The following is a 19681-nucleotide window of genomic DNA, read 5'->3' on the forward strand; positions in this document are numbered from 1 at the left end:
TCTCTGACGGGCTTTCAGCCGACGGGGAAGGGCTCAACCGTGAAAACAGTTGTGCTGGCAGGGATCTTGGCGGTGGCCGCGGCCGTGGTCGCGGCACCGCAGGCCGCGGCGAAACCGCGGGCGAGTGAACCGGTCTACGACTTCGCCCAGGCCGTCCGCGAGACGGCTTGGGTGGACATCGGGCTCGACGGGGACGGCGACGGCCGTTCCGACCGGGTCGCCGCCGACATCATCCGCCCGAAGGAACCGGCGGCGCAGGGCAAGAAGGTTCCGGTCATCATGGACGCGAGCCCGTACTACTCGTGCTGCGGACGCGGCAACGAGAGCGAGCTCAAGACCTACGATTCGGCGGGCAGGCCGGTCGGGTTCCCGCTCTACTACGACAACTTCTTCGTCCCTCGCGGGTACGCCGTGGTCCTGGTGGATCTGGCCGGTACCAACAAATCCCGCGGGTGCACCGACATCGGCGGCCCCTCGGACATCGAATCGGCGCGCAAGGTGGTCGACTGGCTGAACGGCCGGGCGAACGGCTACACGACGGCGACCGGTCCGGCGAGGACGAACGCGACGTGGTCGACGGGCGCGGTCGGCATGATCGGGAAGTCCTACGACGGCACGGTGGCCAACGGCGTCGCCGCGACCGGTGTCGAGGGGCTCAAGACCATCGTGCCGATCGGCGCGATCAGTTCCTGGTACGACTACTACCGTTCCGACGGCGCGAACCTGCGCCAGGGCAGCCCGGCCGGGCTCGCGCAGACCGTTTCTCAGCGCAACGGCGGACAGAACTGCAGCGCGGCCAACCGCAAACTCACCGCGGGCGCGACTGCGAACGGTGACTACAACGCGTTCTGGCTCGACCGGGACTACGTGCAGAGCGCATCGAAGGTGAAGGCGAGCGTGCTCGCTTCGCACGGTCTCGGTGACCTCAACGTCAAGACCATCAACTTCGGGCAGTGGTGGGAAGCGCTGAACGTCGAGCGCAAGATCTGGCTGACGCAGGCCGGTCACGTCGACCCGTTCGACTACCGGCGCTCGGCTTGGGTCGACACGCTGCACAAGTGGTTCGACCACTACCTGCTCGGCGTGGACAACGGCATCGAGAAGACCCCGGGCGCGAGTGTGGAACGCGAGCCCGATGTCTGGGTGGATCAGCCGGCGTGGCCCGCGGGCAGCGCCGTCACCCTGCGCCCCGCGTCCGGAAGCACTCCGGGGGTCGGCACGCTCGGCAGCTCTCCTGGCACGGCCACGGTGTCGTTCACGGACTCCTCCGGTCAGTCCTCGAACAGCTGGGCCGCGAAGCCGACGGAGACTTCGAACGGGCGAGTGCTGTTCAGCACGGGCGCGCTGGCGAAGGACCTTCACGTGTCCGGAACCGCGAAGGTGACGGTGACCGCGACGCCGTCGACGTCCACTGCGCGTCTTTCGGCGATCCTGGTGGACTACGGTCCGGCGACCATCCGGAACTACACCGGACCGAAGGAAGGCATCAAGAACGAGCTGACCCAGTCGTGCTGGGGCTCGAGCGCTTCGGGCAACGACGCGTGCTACCTGAACACGAGCACCGACGCGGTTTCCGTGGGACTGAACATCATCAGCCGCGGCTGGGCGGATCTGGCCAACCACAGTTCGCTGAGCCAGGAGTCGCCGCTGACGCCGGGGCAGCCGTACACGATGACGTTCCGGCTGGCGAGCACGGATCACGTCGTCCCGCAGGGACATCAGCTCGCGCTGATCATCGGCGGGACGGACGGCTCGTTCATCTCGGGGCCGGCGCAGTACCCGAAGATCACGGTGGATCTGGGCAAGACGTCGCTGGCGTTGCCCGTCGCGGGTGCGGGCCCGTCGGCGGTGCCGGCGGCGCTTCCGGTGGCTCCGGCGCAGATCGCTCCTGCCACTGTTTCGGGGCTTGAGCGCGGCTAGGCCACTGTCATGAAAGGGCCGTTCAGGACAAGATATGTCCTGAACGGCCCTTTCATGACACTCAGAGCGGGGCGGGGTCAGCCGGTTTGCGAGGCCGGGCTCTTCGAACCGAAGGGCTTCCGCTGCAGAGCGCGGGCGACCGGTTCGACGATCCGCGCGGCCGTCGGGCCGAGGATCGCCATCAGCAGCACGTACGCCGTCGCGAGGGCGGCGAGTTCGCCGGTCACCGCGCCCGCCGCCACCGCCAGCCCGGCGATGACGATCGAGAACTCGCCTCGCGCGACCAGCGCGGCTCCGGCGCGAGCGCGGCCCATCTTCCCGATGCCCTGCCGCCGCGCGGCCCACCAGCCGGTGCCGACCTTCGTGAGCGTGGTCGCGACCGCCAGCACCACCGCCCAGCCGAGCACCGGCGGGATCGAAGCGGGGTTGGTGTTGAGCCCGAACACCACGAAGAACACGGCGGCGAAGAGGTCCCGCAGCGGTTCGAGCATGTGCGTCGCGTTCTCCGCCGTCGAACCCGAGATCGCGATGCCGAGCAGGAACGCGCCGACCGCGGCCGAAACCTGCATCGCCGAAGCGACACCGGCGACCAGCAGCGCCGCGCCGAGGACCTTGAGGAGGAACACCTCGCGATCCGGGCTGTCCACCGCCGCGGAGACGTACCGGCCGAATTTCAGCGCGATCACCAGGACCACGGTGATGACCATCAGGGAGATCCCGACGGCCTTCATCCCGCCGAGGAAGCTGACCCCGCCGAGCACCGCGGTGAGGATCGGCAGGTACAGCGCCATCACCAGGTCCTCGAACACCAGGATCGACAGCACCACCGGGGTTTCCCGGTTACCGAGCCGCCCGAGATCGCCGAGCACCTTCGCGATGATCCCGGACGACGAGATGTAGGTGACGCCTGCCATCACGATCGCGCCGATCGGCCCCCAGCCGAGGATGAGCGCGACGATCGCCCCGGGCGCGGCGTTGAGCACGATGTCCACGAGGCCCGCCACCCACGAGCGTTTCAGCCCGGTGAACAGCTCGGCCGCCGAATACTCCAAGCCCAGCAGGAGCAGCAGCAGGACGACACCGATCTCGCTGGCGAGATGGGTGAAGTCGCCGATGTCGCCGAGCGGGATCAGCCCGCCCTGCCCGAAGCACAGGCCACCGATCAGGTACAGCGGGATCGGGGACATCCCGATCTTCCCGGCGAGGCGTCCCAACGCGCCCAGCCCGAAGAAGACCGCCCCGAGTTCGATCAAGGACAGTGCGGTGTGATCCATCCGCGATCAGCCGTACTTCAAGATCTTGACGGCGGCCTCGAGACCCTCGGAGGTGCCGACCGCGACGAGCACGTCGCCCGCGGTGAGGTTGAAGTCCGGGTTGGGGGAGGGGTGGACCTGACCGGCCCGCATCACCGCGACCACCGAGACGCTCGTCCGCGTGCGCATGGCGGTGTCGCCCAGCGTCCGCCCGTCGAACGGCGACGACGACTTGATCGGCAGCTGCTTGGTGTTGATACCGGGCAGGTCCCGGTGCTCTTCGGTGAGCTGGGCGACCAGCTGGGGCGCGCCGAGCAGGTTCGCCAGCGCGCCCGCCTCGTCGGTGGTGAGCGGAAGCGACGCCAGGCAGGCGTCGGGATCGTCCGTTTTGGACACGATCAGCTCGACGTGTCCATCGCGGTGGGTCACCACCCCGACACGGCGGCCGTTGCGGGTGGCGAAGTCCTTGCGGACGCCTATTCCGGGGAGCGGGGTCACTTCGACGTTCACGTGAACAACAGTAACTCACTGTCCGTTTTGCGCGGGACGGATCAGGAACAACGCCGAGATTACGACCATGAGGGCGCACGTCGCGCCGTGGATGCCGAGCGCGGCGCCCACGGAACCGTTGTGGGTCAACACGATCAGCATGTCGCCGAACGGGATGAACGCCAGCGCGAGCATCGCCCAGCCCAGCGCGCGGGCGTTCCGGAACAGGATCAGCGCTAGCACCACGAGCGCGGTGCCGATGTCACGGACGCCCTTGACCGCGAGGATCGGATCGCCCTCGGACGGCATCACCGGCAGCCCGAAGCCACCCGTCTGGGTCGCCGGGAAGAACACGTAACCACTCCCGAAGTAGAGGACGAAGAGCACGAGGGCGGCGGACAGGACGTAGGCGATCTTGATACGGGTCATGGTCTCCGACTCCAAAAAGCTAGCAACGCTAGGAACGACGCCGACACTAGCGCTAGCAGTGCTAGCTTGTCTAGCGGTGCTAGCATGCCCGTATGGTCACGAACCCCCGGCGTGAGCGGGATCGCTCGCAACGCGAACAGCTGATCGTCACCACCGCCCGCGAGATCGCCGAGGAAGAGGGCTGGGACGCGGTCACCACGCGGCGGCTGGCGGCGAAGATCGAGTACAGCCAGCCCGTGCTCTACAGCCATTTCTCCGGCAAGGGGGCGATCATGGCGGCCGCGGCGCTCGAAGGGTGCACCGAAATGGCCGCCGACATGCGCAGAGGGGCCGGGGCGGCGGAGGGTTCCCGGGACGCGCTGATGCGGCTGGCCGCCAACTACTTCGACTTCGCCGACCGCAAACCGGCGCTCTACGACGCGATCTTCACCCTCGCCAGCGAACTGAGCTTCGCCAGCCCGGACAGCCCGGAGCCGTTGAAGGACGCGTTCGGCGCCTTGCTCGAAGTCGTCGGCCCGGTCGCCGGTGGAGACGACCCCGCCCTCTACACGGAGACCTTCTGGGCCGCCCTGCACGGCCTGGTCACCCTCGAACGCAGCAGGCGGCTCCCGGCGGACGCGCGCGCGGAACGCATCCGCATGCTCGTCGACCGGTTCGCCGTGGGCGGCTGAGGCGTGTCGCGTACCACCAGGCAGAATGAACGTCGATCAGATGAGCGACGGATGAGCTGAGGAGTGTTTCGGTGGCGGGAGCCCTGCGTGGTGTGGTCGCGATGGACGGCCCGTCCGGAACCGGGAAATCCACGGTTTCGCGGAAGCTCGCGACGAAGCTCGGCGCCGGTTACCTCGACACCGGCGCGATGTACCGCATGGTCACCCTCGCCGTCCTGCGCGCCGGGACCGATCTGACCGACCCGGACGCGATCGCCGACGTCGCCCGGAAGGCCGATTTCGGCATCGGGACCAGCCCGGACGAAGCGACCGTGACCCTGGCGGGTGAAGACGTCGCCGCCGAGATCCGCGGCGCGGACGTCACCACCGCGGTGTCGCCGGTTTCGGCCGTTCCCGCCGTCCGCGAACTGCTGGTCGCCCGGCAGCGCGAGATCATCGCCGAGGTGCTCGGCCGCGTCGGCGGCATCGTGGTCGAAGGCCGGGACATCGGCACCGTCGTCTCGCCGGACGCCCCGCTCAAGATCTTCCTCACCGCGTCGGCCGAGGTCCGCGCCGCACGCCGCAGCGCGCAGGACTCCGCCGCCGGCCGGGAGTCCACGGTGGATGTCGCCAAAGCGGCGGTGGAACGGCGCGACCGCCTCGACTCGACGCGGGCGGCTTCGCCCTTGCGCGCGGCCGACGACGCCGTCGAGGTGGACACGTCGGCGCTCAACATCGACCAGGTGATCGTGGCGCTGGCGGAACTCGCGCTGCACCGCGGTCTGCTCGAAGGCTGCCCCGCCGAGGCGTCGAGGTGAGCGCGAAGGGACTTCCCGAAGGCGCGAGCGGCCCGATCCACACGTTCGGCCGGGGGATCTCGAAATTCCTCGTCCGGCCCGCGTTCCGGGTCCGGGTGCACGGTGCCGAGCGGGTACCGGCGTCCGGGCCGGTGGTGTTCATGGCGAACCACAGTTCGATGACGGAACCGGCGCTGCTGTTCGGAATGTTGTCGCGGCGCACGGCGTTCCTGGTCAAGGCGGAGCTCTTCAAGGGCTTCGTCGGCTGGTTCTTCCCGAAACTGGGTCAGATCCCGGTGAAACGGGGCGCGGTGGACCGCAAACCGCTGATGATGGCGGTCAAGGTGCTCGAGGAAGGTGGCGCCGTCGGGATCTTCCCCGAAGGCACCCGCGGCCTCGGTGACGCCGAAAACTTCGAGCGCGGCGTGGCCTTCCTGGTCCGCGCCGGGAACGCGACCGTGGTTCCGGTCGCCACTCGGGGGACGTACAAACCCGCCGGCGCCAAACGGCGTTGGCGGCCACGCGTCGACATCATGGTCGGCGAACCTTTCACTCCCGAGATCGGGAAGGGAAGGACAGGGCTGGAGGAGGGAACCGAGCGGCTTCGCATCGCGCTCGCGGACCTCGTGAAGGCACTGGACGAATGGCGCTTGGAGCACGGGCTCCAAGACACGCGACAGGATTGAGAAAATGACAGAGCTTGACGGAGTCGGCGAGATCGACGGCTCCTGGTCCGACGAGTCCGAATTCACCGCGCTCGACGCGCAGATCGCCGCGGGCGAGGCCGAGGAGGAGGCGCAGCTTGCGCAGCCGGTCCTCGCCGTCGTCGGCAGGCCGAACGTCGGCAAGTCGACCCTGGTCAACCGCATCCTCGGCCGCCGGGAGGCGGTCGTGCAGGACGTGCCCGGCGTGACCAGGGACCGCGTCGCCTACGACGCGTTCTGGGCGGGCCGCCGGTTCACGCTGGTGGACACGGGCGGCTGGGAGCCGGACGCGACCGGGCTGCAGGCCTCTGTCGCCGCACAGGCCGAGATGGCGATGGCCACCGCCGACGCGGTCCTGCTGGTCATCGACGCCAGTGTCGGCGCGACGGCCACCGACGAGGCCGTCTCCAAGGTGCTGCGCCGCTCGAAGAAGCCGGTGCTGCTCGCCGCCAACAAGGTCGACGACGACCGCCTGCTCGCCGACACCGCGTCACTGTGGTCGCTCGGCCTCGGCGAGCCGTACCCGGTCAGCGCGCTGCACGGGCGCAGCTCCGGCGACCTGCTCGACGCCATCGTCAAGGCGCTGCCGTCGATGCCGCGTGACGGCGACCGCGCCACCACCGGCCCGCGCCGGGTCGCGCTGGTCGGCAAGCCGAACGTGGGCAAGTCCAGCCTGCTGAACAAGCTCTCCGGCGAGGAGCGGTCCGTCGTGGACTCGGTCGCCGGTACCACCGTCGACCCGGTCGACTCGCTGGTCGAGCTCGACGGCGAGACCTGGCGGTTCGTCGACACGGCCGGTCTGCGCAAGCGGGTCAACTCGGCCAACGGGGCGGAGTACTACGCGTCGCTGCGGACCAAGACCGCGATCGACGCGGCCGAGGTCGCGATCGTGCTCTTGGACGCGGCCGAGCCGCTTTCGGAGCAGGACCTGCGGGTGCTGACCATGGTCGTCGAGGCGGGCCGGGCCTGCGTGCTCGCCTTCAACAAGTGGGACCTCGTCGACGAGGACCGCCGTCACGCCATGGTCCGTGAGCTGGACCGCGGCCTGGTGCGAGTGCCGTGGGCGGACAAGGTCAACATCTCCGCGCTCACGGGCCGGTCGGTGCGCAAGCTCGCGCCCGCGCTGCGGACCGCGTTGAAGTCCTGGGACCAGCGGGTGCCAACGGGTCAGCTGAACGGCTGGCTGGCCGACCTCATCGCCGCGACCCCGCCGCCGGTGCGCGGCGGCAAGCAGCCGAAGGTGCTGTTCGCGACCCAGGCGGGTATCCGGCCGCCGACGCTGGTCCTGTTCACCACCGGCTTCCTCGAGGCGGGCTACCGGCGGTTCATCGAACGGAAGTTCCGTGAGCGTTTCGGTTTCGAAGGCAGCCCCGTTCGGGTGAATGTCCGGGTGCGGGAAAAGAAGCAAAAGCCCAAGGCCGGTGGTAAAGCGGCGGGAAAACCGAAGACCCGCTGATTTTCTCACGATGTAGGTGAATATTTCACTGGGTGGACACGCCGATGACCTCGGGTTTCGGCGTGTCCACCGGTGAGTTTCGACACTCTGCCGAGACCCTCCCGAGATATGTCGTTCACCTGCGGTAAAGTCGATGGTCTGCTAGCGGGCGCCTCATTCGGAGAGCGAGCCCGAATGACGCACTTCGCGAAAGGTGTGTGATGGGCTTGCGCGCCCATGGTTCTGCCGTGCCCGTGGTGATCTCCCGATGACCCTGACCGCTGACTCACGACCGATCGCCTGCGTCGCGGACGTCACCGTCGCGCCGTCGCCCGCCCCGGTCGCCGACCGCGCCCTGTTCTGGTCGGGTCTCGGCGCGGGCGAGCGCACCCTGATCGACATCCTCGCCGAGACCGCCGCCCGCCACCCCAACGCGGGCGCGATCGACGACGGCGAGACCACCCTGTCCTACCGCAAGCTCGTCGAGGAGATCGACGCCTACGGCCGCAAGCTGACCGCCAACGGCGTCGGCGTCGGTGACCGGGTCGGCGTCCGGATCTCCTCCGGCACCGCTGAGCTCTACGTCGCCATCCTCGCGATCCTGTCCGTCGGCGCCGCCTATGTGCCGGTCGACGCGGACGACCCCGAGGAGCGCGCCGAACTGGTCTTCGGCGAGGCCGACGTCGCCGCGGTGGTCACCGATGGCGGCGCGATCACCGTCCTCGGCTCGCCGAGCGGCGTCGAGGGCTCGCCCGCGCCGACCGACGACGCCTGGATCATCTTCACCTCCGGTTCGACCGGGAAGCCGAAGGGCGTCGCGGTCTCGCACGCCTCGGCCGCCGCGTTCGTGGACGCCGAAGCGCAGCTGTTCCTCACCGAGGAGCCGATCGGTCCCGGAGACCGCGTGCTCGCCGGGCTGTCCGTCGCGTTCGACGCGTCCTGCGAAGAGATGTGGCTCGCCTGGCGCCACGGCGCCTGCCTGGTCCCGGCGCCGCGTTCCCTCGTGCGCACCGGCGTCGACCTCGGCCCGTGGCTGGTCGCGCAGGGCATCACCGTCGTCTCCACCGTGCCGACGCTGGCCGCGCTGTGGCCCGCCGACGCGCTCGAAGACGTCCGCCTGCTGATCTTCGGTGGCGAAGCGTGCCCGCCGGAGCTGGCCGAACGCGTCGCCGTCGAAGGCCGCGAAGTCTGGAACACCTACGGACCGACCGAGGCCACCGTCGTCGCCTGCGCCGCGCAGATGACCGGCGAAGGTCCGGTCCGCATCGGCCTGCCGCTTGTGGGCTGGCAGCTCGCCGTCGTCAACGAGGCGGGCGAACCGGTCGCGATGGGGGAGACCGGCGAACTGGTCATCGGCGGCGTCGGCCTGGCCCGCTACCTGGACCCCGAGAAGGACGCCGAGAAGTTCGCGCCGCTGCCTTCGCTGGGCTGGCGCCGCGCGTACCGCAGCGGCGACATGGTCCGCGCGGAGGCCGAGGGCCTGCTGTTCCTCGGGCGCCTCGACGAGCAGGTGAAACTCGGCGGCCGCCGGATCGAACTCGGCGAGGTCGACGCCGCACTGCAGGCGCTGCCCGGCGTGCAGGGTGCCGCCGCCGCGGTCCGCCGCACCAAGGCGGGCAACCAGGTGCTCGTCGGATACGTCGTGCCGGCCGAGGGGGTCGAGTTCGACCACGACGAGGCCGCGACCCGGTTGCGCGAGCAGTTGCCCGCCGCGCTTGTCCCGCTGCTTGCCCTGATCGAAGACCTGCCCACGCGCACTTCCGGCAAGGTCGACCGCAACGCGCTGCCCTGGCCGCTGTCCACTGTGGACGCGGCGAAATCCGGTCTGTCGCCGACGGAGAGCTGGCTCGCCGAAGGCTGGGCGGAGATCCTGGGTGTCTCGGTCGACAACCCGAAGGCCGACTTCTTCACCAACGGCGGTGGCAGCCTGACGGCCGCGCAGCTGATCGCGCGGATCCGCACCCGTCACCCGCAGGTGTCGGTGAGTGACATCTACGCGAACCCGAAGCTCGGCGCGCTCGCGTCGATGCTGGACGCGTTGAGCGGCGAGAAGACCGAACGCCGCGACATCGCGCCCACTCCGCGCAAGGCCGGGATCATCCAGTCGCTGCTGATGATCCCGCTGATGGGTCTCGTCGGCCTGCGCTGGACGACGATCGCCGCGACGCTGTCGAACGTGCTTTCGCTGGCCGGGTTCGCCTGGGCGCCGACGCTGAACTGGGTGTGGATCGCCGTCGCGTGGATCGCGCTGTTCAGCCCGGCCGGGCGGATCGCGATCTCCGCGACCGGCTCGCGGTTGCTGCTGCGCGGGGTCCGTCCCGGCAGCTACCCGCGCGGCGGGAGTGTCCACCTGCGACTGTGGACCGCCGAGAAACTCGCCGAGTTCAGCGGCGCGGACAGCGTCGCGGGCGCTTCCTGGATGACGACGTACGCCAAGGCCCTCGGCGCGCGGATCGCCAAGGACGTCGACCTGCACTCCCCGCCGCCGGTCACCGGCATGCTGAAACTCGGCCGCGGTGCCGCCGTCGAACCCGAGGTCGACCTGTCCGGGCACTGGGTGGACGGCGATCTCGTGCACATCGGCAAGATCCGCATCGGTGCCGACGCGCGGATCGGCGCGCGCAGCACGCTGTTCCCCGGCGCCCGGATCGGCAAGGGCGCGGAGATCGCGGCCGGGTCCACCGTCCGTGGCAATGTGCCCGCCGGGCAGCGTTGGGCCGGTGCGCCCGCCGCGCGTGCCAGCAAGGACGCGCTGAAGTGGCCGTCGAGCCGCCCGCCGCGCTCGCGGTTCTGGGCTTCGGTCTACGGCGCGACTTCGGTCGCCTTGGGCCTGCTGCCCGCCGTCGCCGCCCTGCCCGCTGTCGCGGTGCTGGGTTACGCGATCGCAGGCGCGCCGTCGCTGGGCGCCGCGCTCGGCCAGGCGCTGCTGTTCACGCCGCTCGCGACCGTCGCGTATTTCCTGACGTACGCGCTGCTGGTGCTCGTCGGCGTCCGTTCGCTGAGCATCGGCATGGTCGAGGGCTATCACCCGGTGCACGGGCGCGTCGCGTGGCAGGTCTGGGCGACCGAGCGGCTGATGGGCATGGCGCGTGAAGGGCTGTTCCCGTTGTACGCCAGCCTGTTCACCCCGGTGTGGCTCCGGATGCTCGGCGCGAAGGTCGGCCGCAACGTCGAGGCGTCCACCGTGCTCGCGCTGCCGAAGATGACCCAGGTGGACAGTGGCGCGTTCCTCGCGGACGACACCATGGTCGCCACCTACGAACTCGGCCACGGTTGGCTGCACGTCGCCCCGGCGCGGATCGGCAAGCAGGCGTTCCTCGGCAACTCGGGGATGGCGGCGCCGGGACGTTCGGTGCCGAAACGCGGTCTGGTCGGGGTGCTGTCGTCGGCCCCGCTCAAGGCGAAGAAGGGCTCGTCGTACCTCGGGATGCCGCCGCTGCCGGTCCGCCGGTCGGTCGGCGAGGCCGACACGAGCCGTACCTTCACGCCGCCGCTGCGGCTGAAGGCGGCCCGCGCGCTCGTCGAACTCTGCCGCATCGTGCCGGTGATGTGCGGTGTCGCGCTGACCGTGCTGGTGGCCGCCGGGATCTTCGCGCTCGCGTCGTCGTTCGGCTTCCTGGTCGCGGTGCTGCTCGGCGGGCCGCTGCTGCTCGCCGCCGGCGCCGTCGCCGCGCTGACCGCCACCGCGATGAAGTGGCTGCTGGTCGGCCGGTTCCGCGCGGTCGACCATCCCTTGTGGAGCTCGTTCGTCTGGCGCAACGAGCTCGCCGACACCTTCGTCGAGGCGCTCGCCGTGCCGTGGCTGATCGGTTCGCTCGGCGGCACGCCGCTGCTGCCGGCGTGGCTGCGGACCATGGGCGTCAAGATCGGGCGCGGCGTGTGGCTGGAGACGTACTGGCTGCCCGAGTCGGACCTGGTGAGCCTCGGCGACGGCGCGACGATCAACCGCGGCTGTGTCGTGCAGACGCACCTGTTCCACGACCGGATCATGACGATGTCGCCGGTGACCCTGGACGAGGGAGCGACGCTCGGGCCGCACGGTATCGTGCTGCCTGGCGCGAGCATCGGCGCGCGGACGACCGTCGGACCTGGCTCCCTGGTGACCCGGGGCGACGCGGTTCCCGCCGACTCGCGCTGGCTGGGTAATCCCATCTCGGCCTGGACGAAGTAGGAACGGCTGGCGGAGCTGAGGTGCGTTCGGGAATGGTGACCACGGGGGTGAACCCGCCCTGGCCGAAGGCCCCGCTATCGCGGTGGCAGGGCGCCGTGTCCACGCACCGTGACGGTCTTCTGTCAACCAGCGCCCTGCCGACGTCGATCGCGGCCGCGGGTTCACAGACAGACACAATGGAAAGCGGGGTCTTTCGCGGGTGATTTCGAAGGCCTCCGCGCAGCCCTCGCCCGGCGCGGAAACCTCCGGCGACTCCTATCTGCCCCGTCACGGTAACGGTGGTTACCGGGTCCGGCACTACGATCTGGAGCTGGACTACAAGATCGGTCCCAACCGGTTGTCGGCCGCCGCGGCCATCACCGCGGAGGCGACGCAGGCGCTGTCACGGTTCACGCTCGACTTCGGCGAGTTCCGGATCAACCGGGTGCTGGTCAACGGGAAACCGGCCAAGTACACGCGCCGCGCGCACAAACTGCAGGTGAAGCCGGCGAAGTCGTTGGCGCTCGGCAGTGAGTTCTTGGTGGAGGTCCACTACGTCGGGAATCCGCGGCCGCTTCCGGGGCTGTGGGGCGACATCGGCTGGGACGAACTGACCGACGGCTCGCTCGTCGCGAGTCAGCCGGTCGGGGCGCCGTCGTGGTTCCCGTGCAACGACCATCCGGCGGACAAGGCGACGTACCGTGTCGCACTCACGACTTCGTCGCCGTATCTCGTGGCCGTGACCGGGAATCTCGTCTCCCGGTACACGCGCGCGAGCACCACTCAGTGGGTCTTCGAACGGCCCGAGCCGACGCCGACGTATCTGATGAGCGTCCAAATCGGACGGTACGACGACATCGTGCTGGCCTCCGGTGGTGTCCCGCAGCGGGCTGCCGTTCCGCCGCGCCTGCGCCGGGCCTTCTCGCGTGATTTCGGGCGGCAGGGCCAGATCATGGAGTCGCTGCAGCGGCTGTTCGGGCCGTACCCCTTCGGCGAGTACGTCATCGTCGTCACCGACGACGACCTCGACGACCCGATCGAAGCGCAGGGTATGTCGATCTTCGGCGCCAACCATGTGGACGGACGGCGCACGCACGAACGGCTCGTCGTCCACGAGCTGGCGCATCAGTGGTTCGGCAACAGCCTGACCGTCGCCGACTGGCGGCACATCTGGCTGAACGAAGGCTTCGCGACGTACGCGGAATGGCTCTGGTCCGAGGAATCCGGCGGACAGAGCGCGCACGCGTGGGCGAAGACGTGGCACGCGCGGGTGAAGGCGAAGCCCGCGGACCTGCGTCTCGCCGACCCCGGGGTGGCGCGGATGTTCGACGAGCGGGTGTACAAACGCGGCGGGCTTTTGTTGCACGCCTTGCGTTGTACCGTCGGCGACGAGGTCTTCTTCCCGCTGGTGAAGGCTTGGGCGGTGGAGAACCGGCACGGTCTGGTGACCACCGACGGTTTCGTGGCGCTCGCCGAACGCTTTGCCGGGCGTTCGCTTGCTTCTTTCTTCGATGCTTGGCTGGATGGGTTGGCGTTGCCTCCGCTTCCTTCTGCCTGACGCGCCGCGGTGCGCCCAATGTGGCATTGGGGACGTTGAGTGTCCCCAATGCCACATTGGGCGCTTGGCTGAGTTATCCACAGTGGGGCTGATGTGGCGAGTTGTCCACAGCGGGCGGGTTCGGTGCTGGCGAGGTCGGCCTACGTCGGCTGATGATCTCGGTGTGCGATCAGCTGAGTGGGCTCGGGATCACGAAGCCCTTTACAAACAGAGCCGTGGTGGGGTGATCACCGTCGGGCGGCTCGTGGCGTTCGGTGTCTCGAAGAGGACTTGTCACCGGCGTTGCGTGCCGGGCGGGCCATGGCAGAGGTTGCTCCCCGGGGTGGTGCTGCTCGGTTCAGGGCGGCCCACTCCTCGGCAAGCGATCGAAGGGGCACTGCTCTATGGCGGGCCGGAGGCGATCCTCACCGGGCTTCAGGCTTGTCGCCTGCACGGGATCAGGGGGCTGAAAGGTGACACTGATCGAGTCCACCTGCTGGTGCCCTCGTCTCGTCAGGTCAGCAGCTCCGGGTTCGTGATCGTGGAGCGGACGACGCGGATGCCTCGACCAGTCGCCGTGAACGGCATACTCGTGGCGCCGCTCGTACGTGCGGTCCTCGATGAATGCAGGAGATCCACTACGCGAGACCCGGTCCGGGCCTTGCTGACGGAGGCTGTTCAGCGGGCGCGGTTGAAACCAGACCTCCTCATCCGTGAGCTCGAAGCCGGCAGTGATCGTGGTAGCGCTTTGCCACGCCAGGTGCTGCGCGACGTCCTCAAAGGGGCCCGGTCGGTCGCCGAAATCGACGCGATGCGCGTCTGGCGGCTCTCCGGTCTGCCCGAACCGCTCTGGAACCACCAGCTCCGAGACGAAAACGGCGAGTACATCGCGACACCCGACGGCTACTTCAAGGAAGCCGCGCTCGCTTGGGAGATCGACTCCTACGACTTCCACTTCGCGAAGAAGGACTACGCGAAGACCTTGGACCGGAACGCCAGATACGCCGCGGCGGGGATCGCCGTCCTGCAAACCCTGCCCAGCCGTCTCAGGTCGGAGCCCGAGGCTGTCGCTCGAGAGCTTCGCCAGGCGTATGAGGCTCGATGCCGCTAGAACCGCACCGGAGCACCCGCGCAGTGCAGAGCCCCGACCTGCGTCCGGAAACGCAACAGCGCGTCACCTCCCCGCCGGATGCTGGAGAGCACCGCCACCTTCCCGTCGCCCGCGTTCTCCCGCAGCGCGTGCGCGAGCAGCGGATGGGGCGAGATCTCGACGAACGCGCGGTGTCCGTCGTCGAGGGCCGCCCGGACGGCGGCGCTGAAGCGGACCGGGCGGCGCAGGTTCGCGGTCCAGTAGGCGGCGTCGAAAGCGGCCGGGGCTTTCGGATCGGGGAGCACGGTCGTGTAGACGGGGACGCGGGCGCGTCCGGGGCGCAGTCCGGACAGCTCGGCACCGAGCTCGGCCAGGATGGGTTCGACCTGCGGCGAATGCGACGCGACCTCGACGGGGACCAGTTTGGCCATCAGCTCTCTCGCGGCCCAGCGGTCCACCAAGGATCGCACCCGGTCGCGCCCACCGGCGACGACCGTCGACGTCGGGCCCGAGTGCGCGGCGACGGTCACCTCGGGCACGTCGGCGAGTTCCGTTTCGACGGTGTCCCACGGCAGGGCGACCATCGCCATCGCACCGGTGCCCGCGACGCGCCGCATCAACCGGGACCGGCGGCAGATCACGGCGACACCGTCCGCTGTGGACAGTGCGCCCGCGACCACCGCCGCGGCCGTCTCGCCCATGGAGTGCCCGATCACGGCGGCCGGTTCGGCGCCGTGTGCCCGCCAGGCCGCCGCCAGGCCCAGCTGCATGGCGAACAGCGACGGCTGGACCTGCTCGATGCCGTCCGCCGTCCCGGAAAGCGCGTCGTACAGGGAAAATCCGGCTTCGGCGCTGATCAGCGGTGCCAGGTGGTCGATCTCTTCGGCGAAAGCGCGCTCGCCGTCGAGCAGCGCCTTGCCCATCCCCGGCCACTGCGAACCGTGGCCGGAGAACACCCAGACCGCGTTCCCGGCCGAGACCGCCTCGCCGACGGCGGTACCGCTGGAGGATTCCCCGGCGGCGACCGCGCGGAGGCGGCCGGTCACCGAGTCCCGGTCCTCGCCGACGACGACGGCACGCCACGGGCCGTGCCGCCGTCCGGTGAGTTCGGCGGCGAGGGCAGGCAGACGGTCGGGCCGGCCCGCGAGTACGGCGGCCTCGGCCGCCAGCTGCTCGGACGACTCGGCCGAGAACGGGAAGAACATCGTTTCCTCCTACCGGGATCAGCCGAGGTACCGGCGGGCGAGTGCCTTCTTGTCGATCTTGCCGACCGCGGTCGACGGCAGTTCTTCCACCACCGCGACCCGGTCCGGCACCTTGTAGGCGGCGACGCCGCGGTCTCGGAAGAAGGTCTGGAGCGTGCTCGTGGACGGCGGCTCGCCCGAGCAGACCAGGAACGCCACCGATCGTTCGCCGAGTACGGTGTCCGCTTCGGGCAGCAGGGCGGCGGAGAGCACGCCCGGGCAGGCGAGGAGATGCCCTTCGACCTCGGTCGCGTCGATCTTCTGACCGCCGCGGTTGATCTGGTCCTTCGCCCGGCCGACCACGTTGAGATGACCCGTCGGGAGCTGCTGGACCAGGTCTCCGGTGCGGTAGAACCCGTCGGCCGTGAAGGCCCGCGCGTTGTGTTCGGCCGCGCGGAAGTAGCCGCGCAGGGTGTACGGCCCGCGGGTGAGGAGTTCGCCGGTCTCACCGGGAGCGACCTCGACGTCGTCCGGACCGACCACCCGGACCTCGTCGTCCGCGGAGATCGGCCTGCCCTGCGTGGTGTGCACGAGCTCGTCCGGATCGTCGAGCCTGGTCAGGCACAGCAGTCCCTCGGCCATGCCGAACACCTGCTGCAGACGGCAAGCGAAGGTCTTGGTGACCGCCGCCGCCAGGTCGTCGGCGAGCCGGGCGCTGCCGACCTGCAGGACGCGAAGGCTCGAAAGGTCCGTGTCGCCCTGTTCGAATTCGGCGAGCCAGTGCGGCACCAGCGGCGGGTTGATGGCCGCGATGGTGACACCCTCGCGTTCGATCAGGTCGAACGCCGTCCGTGCCCCGGGGGACGGGGCGAGCACGACCCGTCCGCCCGCCTGCAGGACGCCGAGCAGGCCAGGACAGCTCATCGTGTAGTTGAAGGCGATGGGCAGCACGGCGAGGTACACCGAGTCCTCGGTCAGCTCGCAGAGTTCCGCCGCCCGCCGGGAGTTGTAGGCGAAGTCGTCGTGCGTCCGCGGCACCAGTTTCGGCATGCCGGTGGTACCGCCGGAAAGCAGCAGCAGGGCGAGATCACCCGCCTGCGGCGGATCGGCGGGATCGGGCGCGGGTTCGTTGTCGAGCAGATCCGCCATCGCGAGGAAGCCGTCGTGCCCGCCGGGATCGCCGGCGACGATCACGTGGCGGATCCCGGCTTCGGCGCGCACGCGGGCGGCGAGTTCGCGATAGTCGAACCGCGCGTGCCTGTCCGGGATGACGTACGCGACGGCCTCGGCCATCGCCGTGAGGTGGGCGATCTCGTTGCGCCGGTGGGCGGGCATCGCGTGGATCGGCACGATCCCGAGCCGCGTGAGCGCGAACCACAGCAGCACGAACTCCGCGCGGTTCGGCAGTTGCACGATCACCTTGTCGCCGCGTTTCATCCCGAGCCCGATGAGTCCGGTCATGAGGCGCCGGACGGCGGTGTCGAGCGCGGCGTAGGTCCACCGGCGGTCGCCGTCCACGAGCGCGACGCGGTGGGCGTACCGGACGGCCCAGCCGGAGAGCTGTTCGCCGAAGGTCGTTCCCTGCCAGTGGCCGACGGCCCGGTATCGGCGGGCGGCCTCGTCCGGCCAGCCGGGCCAGTCGGGCCGGTCGATGTCCTGCGTCATCCCCGGTCAGCCCTTCTGCCCGGCGAGGACCAGCTGATGGATCTCGTCGAGCGTCTCCACCTCGCTGATCGCCGCGTCGCCGACCCGGATGCCGTAGCGCTGCAGGATCCGCGCCGCTACTTCGAGCAGCAGCAGCGAGTCGACACCGAGGTCTTCGACGAGGTTCGCCTCGTCGGTCACCTCCGCGGCTTCGACCTCCAGCACGCGGGCCACCAGGGTCCGCAGGTCTTCCAGCTCCGGCTCGATCAGCTTGTTCCCGGTCATGAAGGCCCCTTCCTTCGTCGTTGTCCCCGATTTCGGTCGTTCACGTCTGTCCGGCGCCCGGCCCGGCGAACGCCATCGCGGCCGCCGCCGCACCCGGGAGGCCGCAGGACACGGCGAGGGCGGTGCCTGCGCCGCCGTCGATCCGTGCGCTCGCGGCGGCGCACTGCAGGACGCCGAGCGCCCCAGACTGACGTCCCGCCCAAGCCGAAAGGTCGAGTACGTCGCCTGGCCGGACTCCTGGTTCGGCCAAGGTCGCCGCGGCTTCGTCCGGGACGGCGGAGGCCGCCGCCCGCGCACTGGCCGCCCGCCGGTACCCGCCGAGCACGAGCCGGACACGGGCGCCTCGGCGCCGGGCCACGTCAGCGGATTCGAGGACGACCGACGCGGCGGCGTCGGGCCAGTGCGTCTCACCGTTGTCGTCGAGAAGCTTGCGCACATAGCGGTTGTCGGGCTCGACCCCGGTGACGACGACGGCGTCCGCCCGGCCGTACCGGATCAGCCGCCGCGCCCAGTGCAAGGCGTCGAGACCGCTGGTCGGACCGTTCGAGAGGGTCAGGTTGGGCGCCCGCAGGCCGTGATCGATGGCGACCCAGCCCGCCGACACGTTGCTGGAGGTGTTGGGCAGCCCGGTCGGCGGCAGCAGGCTCGCGGACTCTTCGGCGATCGTGTCCAGGAACGAGCAGATGCTGTCCAGGTTCCCGGTGTTCGTGCTGACCACGGTCGCCGTCCGGAGTGAGTCGCCGCGGTAGGAACCGTCCTCGGCGAGCAGGCCCGCGTCACGCAGTGCCGCGGTGGCCGCGTGGGAAGCCAGCCGCGATGCCCGGTCACGGTGCCGGAGCCACCTGCCGCGCAATCCGGTCTCCGGGTCGAAGCCGTCCTCGCGGCGCCGGTACGGCTCCAGCAGGTCGGCCGGTCCGCGCAGCCCGTCGACGGTGATCCCCGCCCCGGTCACGACGACGGCGGTCACGACGCCGCCTCCAGGATCGCCACGGCGTTGATACCGCTGAGCCCGAAGGCGTCCACCTGGGCGATCCGGAACTCGCCGTCCCGCGGTTCGTCGCGGACGAGATCCAGCCCTTCCGCCTCGTCCATCGGTTCGGCGAGGCCGAGGATCGGTGGTGCCAGCCGTTCGCGGAGCGAGATCGCGGCGACGATCAGGCTCAGCAGACCGGAGCCGCCGAGCGTGTGCCCGGTCGACGCCTTGATCGCGGTGAGCGCCGGTTTCGCGCCGGCGAACACGTCGTGCAGCATCCCGGTCTCCACCAGGTCGTTGCGGACGGTTCCGGTGCCGTGCAACACGATCAGGTCGATCTGCCCGGCGTCGATCCCGGCGCGGTCGTGCGCCTGCCGCACCACTCGGGCGACACTGCCCGGCTCCGGCACCGTCGGATGGTCGGCATCGCAGTTGAGCGCGACGGACCGGAGCCTGGCCGCGACCGGCCCGCCGTGTCCGGGCCGGCGGAGTACGACCGCCGAAGCGCCTTCGCCCATCATCATCCCGTGCCGCTCCTTCGCGAAGGGGCGCACTTCGCCCGGCACACCGCTCTGGACCCGGTCGAAGATGCCGAAGGTGGCTTCGGTCAGGCCGTCGGTCCCGGCCACGACGACGGTGTCGCATTCGCCGTCCGCGATCAGGTCGGCGGCCAGGCCGAGCACGGTCAACGATGCCGCGCAGGCGTTCGCGAAGGTGTGCGTCTCCACTGTGCCGAACCGGTCGCGGATCGCCGTGCCGAAATGCAGATCGGCGAAATCCGCCGCCGCTTCACCGCGCCACCACAGTTCCATCGAGCGCTGCTCGCGGTGGGTCGTGCCGACCAGCACCGGGCAGTTCTCCGGCAACTCGGCGAGTCCGGCGTCACCGATCGCCTGCGCGATCGCGTCGATCAGCCATTTCGTCGATCGGCCGGGTTCGTCCTTGCCCGGGGCCGCCCGGTCGTCGATCTCGTAGGCCGTGCCCGATCGGAACTTTGTCGTGTCATAGACGCGCAGTGGTCCGAGACCGCTTTTCCCGGCGCACAACGCGTCGTGGATCGTTTCGGGGTCACCGCCGATACTCGAGACGGCGCCGAGCCCGCAGATGTCGAGGTCCACGGCTTTCCCTCCAGAAGATGCTC

Annotated in this window: 16 protein-coding genes; 8 read left to right on the forward strand and 8 right to left on the reverse strand. The window is 69.9% G+C overall.

Translation table 11 applies throughout. The features are described 5' to 3' along the window. The first annotated feature begins 51 nt into the window (after nucleotides 1-51). On the forward strand, nucleotides 52-1920 hold the full coding sequence (locus tag ED92_RS40490) for a Xaa-Pro dipeptidyl-peptidase (RefSeq protein ID WP_037348142.1): 1869 nt from the start codon (nucleotides 52-54) through the stop codon (nucleotides 1918-1920). Between the two features lie 77 nt (nucleotides 1921-1997). On the opposite strand, the gene ED92_RS40495 is transcribed toward ED92_RS40490, so the two are convergent. Genes ED92_RS40495 through ED92_RS40505 form a run of 3 tightly spaced genes read right to left on the reverse strand, consistent with a single transcriptional unit; the run spans nucleotide 1998 to nucleotide 4091 of the window. Beyond that, nucleotides 1998-3194 carry a cation:proton antiporter gene (locus tag ED92_RS40495; protein ID WP_037348144.1) on the reverse strand — a complete coding sequence of 399 codons (1197 nt, stop codon included), beginning with the start codon at nucleotides 3192-3194 and terminating at the stop codon, nucleotides 1998-2000. Nucleotides 3195-3200: 6 nt separating this feature from the next. Next, nucleotides 3201-3683: a cation:proton antiporter regulatory subunit gene (locus tag ED92_RS40500; protein ID WP_037348145.1), complete on the reverse strand. Its 483-nt coding sequence runs from the start codon at nucleotides 3681-3683 to the stop codon at nucleotides 3201-3203. A 15-nt stretch (nucleotides 3684-3698) separates the two neighbouring features. After that, nucleotides 3699-4091: a DUF4267 domain-containing protein gene (locus ED92_RS40505; protein WP_037348146.1), complete on the reverse strand. Its 393-nt coding sequence runs from the start codon at nucleotides 4089-4091 to the stop codon at nucleotides 3699-3701. A gap of 92 nt (nucleotides 4092-4183) precedes the next feature. On the opposite strand from ED92_RS40505, the gene ED92_RS40510 reads away from it, so the two are divergent. From ED92_RS40510 to ED92_RS43615, 7 genes are all read left to right on the forward strand, one after another. Further along, nucleotides 4184-4762, forward strand: coding sequence for a TetR/AcrR family transcriptional regulator (locus tag ED92_RS40510; protein WP_037348147.1), 579 nt, complete (start codon nucleotides 4184-4186; stop codon nucleotides 4760-4762). Nucleotides 4763-4854: 92 nt separating this feature from the next. Next, nucleotides 4855-5559 carry a (d)CMP kinase gene (gene cmk, locus ED92_RS40515; RefSeq protein WP_037348148.1) on the forward strand — a complete coding sequence of 235 codons (705 nt, stop codon included), beginning with the start codon at nucleotides 4855-4857 and terminating at the stop codon, nucleotides 5557-5559. Next, entirely contained in the window at nucleotides 5556-6224 is a 669-nt protein-coding gene (locus tag ED92_RS40520) for a 1-acyl-sn-glycerol-3-phosphate acyltransferase (protein ID WP_037348151.1), read from the forward strand. Before cmk ends, ED92_RS40520 begins: the two co-directional genes overlap by 4 nt. A gap of 4 nt (nucleotides 6225-6228) precedes the next feature. Next, the gene (gene der / locus ED92_RS40525) at nucleotides 6229-7698 is read left to right on the forward strand and encodes a ribosome biogenesis GTPase Der (protein WP_037348153.1); all 1470 of its coding nucleotides are present in this window, start codon (nucleotides 6229-6231) and stop codon (nucleotides 7696-7698) included. A 247-nt stretch (nucleotides 7699-7945) separates the two neighbouring features. Then, on the forward strand, nucleotides 7946-11848 hold the full coding sequence (locus tag ED92_RS40530) for a Pls/PosA family non-ribosomal peptide synthetase (protein ID WP_037348156.1): 3903 nt from the start codon (nucleotides 7946-7948) through the stop codon (nucleotides 11846-11848). Between the two features lie 199 nt (nucleotides 11849-12047). Next, nucleotides 12048-13385, forward strand: coding sequence for a M1 family metallopeptidase (locus ED92_RS40535; RefSeq protein WP_037348159.1), 1338 nt, complete (start codon nucleotides 12048-12050; stop codon nucleotides 13383-13385). A gap of 670 nt (nucleotides 13386-14055) precedes the next feature. After that, nucleotides 14056-14475, forward strand: a complete 420-nt coding sequence (locus ED92_RS43615) for a hypothetical protein (protein ID WP_235213518.1) — start codon at nucleotides 14056-14058, stop codon at nucleotides 14473-14475. Here ED92_RS43615 and ED92_RS40545 read toward each other — a convergent pair. Genes ED92_RS40545 through ED92_RS40565 form a run of 5 tightly spaced genes read right to left on the reverse strand, consistent with a single transcriptional unit; the run spans nucleotide 14472 to nucleotide 19658 of the window. After that, nucleotides 14472-15659, reverse strand: a complete 1188-nt coding sequence (locus tag ED92_RS40545; RefSeq protein WP_037348164.1) for an acyltransferase domain-containing protein — start codon at nucleotides 15657-15659, stop codon at nucleotides 14472-14474. The genes ED92_RS43615 and ED92_RS40545 overlap by 4 nt on opposite strands. Before the next feature lie 18 nt (nucleotides 15660-15677). Beyond that, entirely contained in the window at nucleotides 15678-17303 is a 1626-nt protein-coding gene (locus ED92_RS40550) for a (2,3-dihydroxybenzoyl)adenylate synthase (RefSeq protein WP_052121322.1), read from the reverse strand. Between the two features lie 6 nt (nucleotides 17304-17309). Continuing rightward, a complete protein-coding gene (locus ED92_RS40555; protein ID WP_037348165.1) occupies nucleotides 17310-17567 on the reverse strand; it encodes an acyl carrier protein in 258 nt (85 codons plus the stop codon). 40 nt (nucleotides 17568-17607) lie between these two features. Continuing rightward, on the reverse strand, nucleotides 17608-18534 hold the full coding sequence (locus tag ED92_RS40560; RefSeq protein WP_037348166.1) for a beta-ketoacyl synthase N-terminal-like domain-containing protein: 927 nt from the start codon (nucleotides 18532-18534) through the stop codon (nucleotides 17608-17610). Continuing rightward, nucleotides 18531-19658, reverse strand: a complete 1128-nt coding sequence (locus tag ED92_RS40565; protein WP_037348169.1) for a beta-ketoacyl synthase — start codon at nucleotides 19656-19658, stop codon at nucleotides 18531-18533. The genes ED92_RS40560 and ED92_RS40565 overlap by 4 nt, the downstream gene beginning before the upstream one ends. Nucleotides 19659-19681 lie beyond the last annotated feature (23 nt).

It is taken from the genome of Amycolatopsis sp. MJM2582 (assembly GCF_000754115.1).
Taxonomy (GTDB): domain Bacteria; phylum Actinomycetota; class Actinomycetes; order Mycobacteriales; family Pseudonocardiaceae; genus Amycolatopsis; species Amycolatopsis japonica.